This window comes from Photobacterium angustum, from assembly GCF_003026365.1.
GTDB classification, from domain to species: Bacteria; Pseudomonadota; Gammaproteobacteria; order Enterobacterales; family Vibrionaceae; genus Photobacterium; species Photobacterium angustum.
This window is the reverse complement of sequence record NZ_PYOM01000014.1, coordinates 144,783-151,491: the sequence shown is the minus strand read 5'-3', so window position 1 is coordinate 151,491 and position 6,709 is coordinate 144,783. Positions and strand designations below refer to the sequence as shown.

Genomic DNA, 6,709 nt, shown 5'->3' with positions numbered 1-6,709 from the left:
TGCTTGGCGACCATAGCGTTATGGACCCACCTGATCCCATGCCGAACTCAGTAGTGAAACGTAATAGCGCCGATGGTAGTGTGGGGTCTCCCCATGTGAGAGTAGGACATCGCCAGGCTTTAAATTTCAGAATGTTGCAGAAGCAACTTTCATACAAGCTTTGTGTGCTGGTATGGCTCAGTTGGTAGAGCGCACCCTTGGTAAGGGTGAGGTCCCCAGTTCAAATCTGGGTACTAGCACCATTAATTTGTTTAGCGACCATAGCGCAGCGGTCCCACCTGATCCCATGCCGAACTCAGAAGTGAAACGTTGTAGCGCCGATGGTAGTGTGGGGCCTCCCCATGTGAGAGTAGGACATCGCTAAATCTTATTTTAAAACCCAGCCTTCGGCTGGGTTTTCTCGTTTATAAGCTCTCTTATTTTCCAAATCTCTTTATCTCTCTTATTTATCTATTATGTTATTATTTTGGACTAAACTTGCGTCTGCCTTCCTTTTTCTATAACGTTAATGGAAGTTTAGACGGCTAAACATCTTGTGTCGAAAGGAGTCAACAAAGATGCCAATAAAAATACCTGATCGCCTACCTGCTACTGATATTCTGCGCAGTGAAAATATCTTTGTGATGACAGAGAAGCGTGCTGCTAGCCAGGGGATCCGTCCGTTGAAGGTATTGTTATTAAACTTAATGCCAAAAAAAATTGAGACAGAGACACAGTTCTTACGCTTATTATCAAATAGCCCAATTCAAGTAGATGTAGAGCTATTACGAATCGATAATCGTCCAACAAAAAATACCCCTCAAGAACACTTAGATACTTTTTATCGTCAGTTTGAAATGGTGAAACAACGTAATTTTGATGGATTGATTGTAACGGGAGCGCCGTTAGGTTTAGTTCAATTTGAAGATGTGCTTTATTGGGAAGAAATTCAAATCATCATGAATTGGGCGAAAGAGCATGTAACATCAACTATGTTTGTTTGTTGGGCTGCTCAAGCAGGACTCAAACTACTCTATGACTTGCCGAAACGTACGCGAAAAGAGAAGCTATCTGGGGTTTATCAACACCGAATTCATGATTGTCATCATCCGGTACTACGAGGGTTTGATGATACTTTTTTTGCCCCTCATTCTCGCTATGCTGACTTCTCTCACGATTATTTAACTAAGCATACTGATCTTGATATATTAGCGACTTCAGAGCAGGCTGGAGTGTATTTAGCAGCGACAAAAGATAAACGTAATGTATTCGTAACGGGGCATCCAGAATATGATGTAGATACATTGCATAATGAGTTTGTACGAGATAGTGAACAAGGGATGGAGCCTGCAGTACCTGTGAACTATTATCCTGAGAATGATCCTTCGAATGCACCTATTGCGAGTTGGCGTAGTCATGGTCATTTACTATTTAGTAATTGGCTAAACTATTGTGTATATCAGCAAACTCCTTACGATTTAGAGCACTTCTCCGAAGCGAGTTTTACGAAAGACGAATAATAAAAAGCCTGCATTGAAGTGCAGGCTTTTTTGTTAGTGGAATAATTACTTATTTATTTTTTTAATTCCCAAAGCTTGGCTTTTTCAATTAATGGGGTAATGGTTGAACCTTGGATAAGGATAGAGAATACAACCACTGAATATGTCATTACGAGGATGATTTCTCGCACATCGATACCCTTCTCTGGAATTACCATTACACCAGCAGGAATAGCCATCGCCATAGCTAATGCTAAACCTCCGCGTAAGCCGCCCCAAGTGAGGATCTTGACTGACATTGGGTTGTACTGGCGGTAGCGATTGAAGCCCACATATGGCAGTTTTACACTGATGTAGCGGCTTAGAAGAACTAAAGGTACAGCAATAATCATTAGGATCCAGTCTTCTTGGTGAAAGCTGAAATCAAGCATGGTCATACCAATTAATAGGAATAAGACACCATTTAAGAATTCATCAACCAACTCCCAGAAGTGATCTAGGTGTTCTTCACTTTCTTTTGAAAAGCCAATATAACGAGTCCAGTTACCAATCATGATTCCTGATACCACCATAGCAAGTGGGCCTGAGACATGAAGGACTTCTGCTAAAGCATAGCCTGCGGTTGGAATACCGATAGTAAGTAGTAATTCCATAGAGTGATCATTGGTTGAGCTAATGAGGTAGTGGAAGATTAGACCAAGAACAAAGCCGTAAGCAATACCACCAATAGCTTCTTGAAGGAATAGTTGGGTTACGCCCATCACGGTTGGTGAGGTATCACCAAAAGCAATGGTAAACATGGTCACGAAGATAACTAGGCCAAACCCATCATTAAATAAAGACTCGCCTTCGATTTGAGTCGAAATACGGCGAGGTGCCTTCATTTTTTTAACGATGGCCAATACAGCAATAGGATCGGTAGGGGAAATCAATGCACCAAAGAGTAAACAGTAAATCAGATCAAGTTGAATTCCGATTAACTGGCAAATACCCCATAAACTGAAGCCAATAAAAAAGGTGGAGAATAAAGTGGCGCCCAGTGCTAATACGGTAATTTCCCATTTTTGATCTTCAAGATGGGGTAACTTGATACCTAAGCCGCCAGCAAATAATAAGAATCCTAAAATGCCTTTTAATAGGAAATCTTCAAAGTTTATTTTGCTGATTTGAGTCGCGGCAACATCTTCAAGGTGGAACCAACCGTTGTGTCCCGCAATGATGATCAATAGTGACAGGATTAATGATCCGGCAGTGATGGCAATGGTTGTTTGCATTTTACCTATTTTACTGTTTACAAAAGCAATAAACATTGCTGCTGCAGCCAGAAAGCAGAGCGTGCTATAGACCGACATGCGTAACCTCTAGATTGGTGGGTTGTTAGAAAATTTGTGACGAAATAGTAAAACCATCAGTAATTAATGGCTACTGATAATTTGTTTTATTTTGAAAAGCTTTTGTTGTGTAAATTATATTTAGCCTTCTTTATCCCCAATTGAAGTGTGGTAGGATGTTACAAAGCTGTAATGGATTATAAGGATGTAGTGGCGTGTTAAACAGCAAGGAATTACTGCATAAGCGGTTGGAAGAGCAAATCCTGATCATTGATGGTGGCATGGGCACCATGATCCAAGGTTATAAATTGGAAGAAGATGATTATCGAGGTCAACGATTTTCTGATTGGCATTCTGATCTAAAAGGGAATAATGATCTTTTAGTATTAACCCAACCCCAGCTTATTAAAGATATTCACCTCGCGTATTTAGAAGCCGGGGCGGATATTCTAGAAACCAACACTTTTAATGCTACAACGATCGCTATGGCGGATTACGACATGGAATCGTTGAGTGCGGAAATTAACTATGAAGCAGCGCGTCTCGCTCGTCTTGCTGCCGATGAATGGACGGCTAAAACACCAGAAAAACCACGTTTTGTTGCTGGTGTTTTAGGACCGACAAACCGTACTTGCTCTATCTCTCCTGATGTTAACGATCCTGGTTATCGTAATGTTACCTTTGATGAATTAGTTGAAGCCTATTCTGAATCGACACATGCCTTAATTCGAGGCGGTGCAGATATTATCTTGCTTGAAACTATCTTTGATACCTTGAATGCTAAAGCTTGTGCTTTTGCTGTTTCAGGGGTTTTTGAAGAGCTCGGTTTTGAACTACCAGTCATGATTTCAGGCACCATAACAGATGCCTCAGGACGTACCCTTTCTGGACAAACAACGGAAGCGTTTTATAACTCATTACGTCATGTTAAACCTATTTCCTTTGGTTTGAACTGTGCGCTTGGGCCTGATGAATTACGTCAGTATGTTGAAGAGTTATCGCGTATTTCAGAATGTGCTGTTTCAGCTCACCCAAATGCAGGTTTACCTAATGCCTTTGGTGAGTATGATCTTGAAGCCGAAGAAATGGCGGAACATATCCATGAATGGGCACAAAGTGGCTTCCTCAATATGGTAGGTGGGTGTTGTGGTACTACGCCTGAACATATTCGACAGATGCATGAAGCGACTAAAAATATTAAACCTCGCCAACTACCTGATATTCCTATTGCTTGTCGTTTATCTGGATTAGAGCCGTTAACCATTGATGCTGATACCTTATTTATTAATGTTGGCGAACGTACCAATGTGACAGGCTCTGCTCGATTTAAGCGCCTGATCAAAGAAGAGCTTTATGATGAAGCGTTAGAGGTTGCTCGCCAGCAAGTAGAGGCTGGGGCTCAAATCATCGATATTAATATGGATGAGGGGATGCTTGATGCAAAGGCTGCAATGATACGTTTTTTAAACCTTTGTGCTACTGAGCCTGAAATATCTAAAGTGCCTATTATGGTCGATTCTTCTAAATGGGAAGTGTTAGAAGCAGGGCTTAAATGTGTTCAAGGTAAGCCAGTTGTTAACTCTATCTCGTTGAAGGAAGGTAAAGAAAACTTTATTACTCAAGCGAAGTTACTTCGTCGTTATGGTGCTGCGATTATCGTGATGGCATTTGATGAAGTAGGTCAAGCTGATACTCGCGAACGTAAAATTGAAATTTGTACTAATGCTTATCGTGTGTTGGTTGATGAAGTCGGCTTTCCGCCAGAAGATATTATCTTTGATCCTAATATTTTTGCTGTTGCGACCGGTATTGAAGAGCACAACAATTACGCCGTTGATTTTATTGAAGCGGTCGGGGATATTAAACGAACACTGCCGTATGCGATGGTATCTGGTGGGGTGTCGAATGTGTCGTTCTCTTTCCGTGGTAACAACGCTGTTCGTGAAGCGATCCACGCTGTTTTCCTGTATTACTGTTTTAAAAACGGTATGGACATGGGGATTGTTAACGCAGGTCAGCTTGCAATTTATGATGATCTGCCGGATGAATTACGCGATGCGGTTGAAGATGTCGTGCTTAACCGCCGTGATGATAGTACAGAGCGATTATTAGATATTGCCGCTAAATACCGAGATAGCGGTAATGCTGAAGAAGATCGCAGCGCTGCAGAATGGCGAGGTTGGGCTGTTGAAAAGCGTCTAGAGCATGCCCTAGTTAAAGGTATAACCGAATTTATTGTTGAAGATACCGAAGAATCTCGTCAGAAAGCTAGTAAACCGCTTGAAGTGATCGAAGGCCCATTAATGGCAGGGATGAATGTCGTTGGTGATTTATTTGGTGAAGGTAAGATGTTCTTACCGCAAGTAGTCAAATCGGCGCGCGTCATGAAACAAGCGGTTGCCTATTTAGAGCCATATATTGATGCTGAAAAGAAGGCTGGACAAACCAACGGTAAAATACTTTTGGCAACCGTAAAAGGCGATGTTCACGATATTGGTAAGAATATCGTCGGTGTTGTACTGCAATGTAATAACTACGAGATCATCGATCTTGGTGTGATGGTGTCATGCGATAAAATTTTGAAAGTCGCCAAAGAGGAAAACGTCGATATTATTGGTTTGTCGGGTTTGATCACGCCATCACTTGATGAAATGGTTCATGTTGCCAAAGAGATGGAACGACAAGGATTCGATATCCCTTTACTTATCGGTGGTGCAACAACTTCTAAAGCCCACACGGCGGTTAAGATTGAGCAAAACTATAATCAGCCAGTGGTGTATGTATCCAATGCCTCTCGTGCGGTAGGAGTGTGTTCTGCACTATTATCTGATGAGCAAAAGCCAGCGTTTGTTGAGCGTTTAAGCCAAGAATATGATGTGGTACGCGAACAACATGCGCGTAAGAAACCACGTACTGCACCTATTTCGTTAGAAGAGGCTCGTGCCAATGCGGTTGATATTGATTGGCAAAATTATACGCCACCAGTACCGAAAAAAGCTGGTGTTCATACCTTTACCGACTTCCCAGTAGCCGAAATTCGCAAATATATCGATTGGACGCCATTTTTCATGACGTGGTCATTAAGTGGTAAATACCCAACGATTCTTCGTCATGAAGTTGTTGGTGAGGAAGCGACAAAGCTATTTAATGATGCTAATAAAATCTTAGATGAGATCGAGAAAACAGGCATGATTAAGGCTAATGGTGTGTGTGGTTTATTCCCTGCCAATAATGTCGGTGATGATATTGAGGTGTACACAGACGATAGCCGAACCGAAGTCTTAAAAGTACTACATGGTTTACGTCAGCAAACCAAAAAGCCGAAAGGTCCTAACTATTGTTTATCTGACTATATTGCGCCTAAAGAGAGCGGTAAGGCTGATTGGATTGGCGCTTTTGCGGTAACAGGTGGGATTGGTGAATATGACATTGCCGAGCAATTTAAAGCAAAAGGTGATGATTACAATGCCATTATGGTACAGGCAGTCGCGGATCGATTAGCGGAAGCTTTTGCTGAATGTATGCATGAAATGGTACGTAAAGATATTTGGGGCTATGCAGCCGATGAAAATCTGAATAATGATGATTTGATCCGAGAAAAGTATCAAGGTATTCGTCCAGCCCCAGGTTATGCTGCCTGCCCTGAGCATACTGAAAAAGGTGCTATTTGGCAGTTACTTGATGCAGAGAAAAATACTGGCATGGTACTAACGGAAAGTTACGCAATGTGGCCTGGTGCTGCAGTTTCGGGATGGTATTTCTCACATCCTGATTCTCGTTACTTTGCGGTTGCTCAGATCCAGCAAGATCAGTTAGAAAGTTATGCCGATCGAAAAGGTTGGGATTTGATCGAAGCTGAGAAATGGTTAGGCCCAAATCTTTAATGCTTAATCGATAGTG

3 protein-coding genes, 1 tRNA gene and 2 rRNA genes are annotated in these 6,709 nt (G+C 41.8%); 5 read left to right on the top strand and 1 reads right to left on the bottom strand.

Annotated features, from left to right (window positions below; genetic code table 11):
* The first annotated feature begins 2 nt into the window (after positions 1 to 2).
* The 4 genes from rrf (CTN01_RS15460) (at position 3) to metA (ending at position 1,499) form a co-directional block, all read left to right on the top strand.
* Positions 3 to 118 (top strand): 5S ribosomal RNA (gene rrf / locus CTN01_RS15460).
* A 48-nt stretch (positions 119 to 166) separates the two neighbouring features.
* A tRNA-Thr gene (locus tag CTN01_RS15455) sits at positions 167 to 242 on the top strand.
* Between the two features lie 8 nt (positions 243 to 250).
* Positions 251 to 366, top strand: a 5S ribosomal RNA gene (gene rrf / locus CTN01_RS15450).
* Between the two features lie 191 nt (positions 367 to 557).
* Entirely contained in the window at positions 558 to 1,499 is a 942-nt protein-coding gene (gene metA, locus CTN01_RS15445) for a homoserine O-acetyltransferase MetA (RefSeq protein WP_045185647.1), read from the top strand.
* Positions 1,500 to 1,552: 53 nt separating this feature from the next.
* Here the strand turns inward: metA and CTN01_RS15440 are convergent, their stop codons facing one another.
* Positions 1,553 to 2,830 (bottom strand): cation:proton antiporter, encoded by a 1,278-nt coding sequence (locus tag CTN01_RS15440; protein ID WP_045149752.1) that lies wholly within the window; start codon positions 2,828 to 2,830, stop codon positions 1,553 to 1,555.
* A 194-nt stretch (positions 2,831 to 3,024) separates the two neighbouring features.
* On the opposite strand from CTN01_RS15440, the gene metH reads away from it, so the two are divergent.
* Positions 3,025 to 6,693 carry a methionine synthase gene (gene metH / locus CTN01_RS15435; RefSeq protein WP_045149753.1) on the top strand — a complete coding sequence of 1,223 codons (3,669 nt, stop codon included), beginning with the start codon at positions 3,025 to 3,027 and terminating at the stop codon, positions 6,691 to 6,693.
* The last annotated feature ends 16 nt before the right edge of the window (positions 6,694 to 6,709 follow it).

Bases quoted from the DNA above. Each gene is read 5' to 3' on its own strand.
- metA (WP_045185647.1), top strand. From the start codon at position 558: ATGCCAATAAAAATACCTGATCGCCTACCTGCTACTGATATTCTGCGC.
- CTN01_RS15440 (WP_045149752.1), bottom strand. From the start codon at position 2,830: ATGTCGGTCTATAGCACGCTCTGCTTTCTGGCTGCAGCAGCAATGTTT.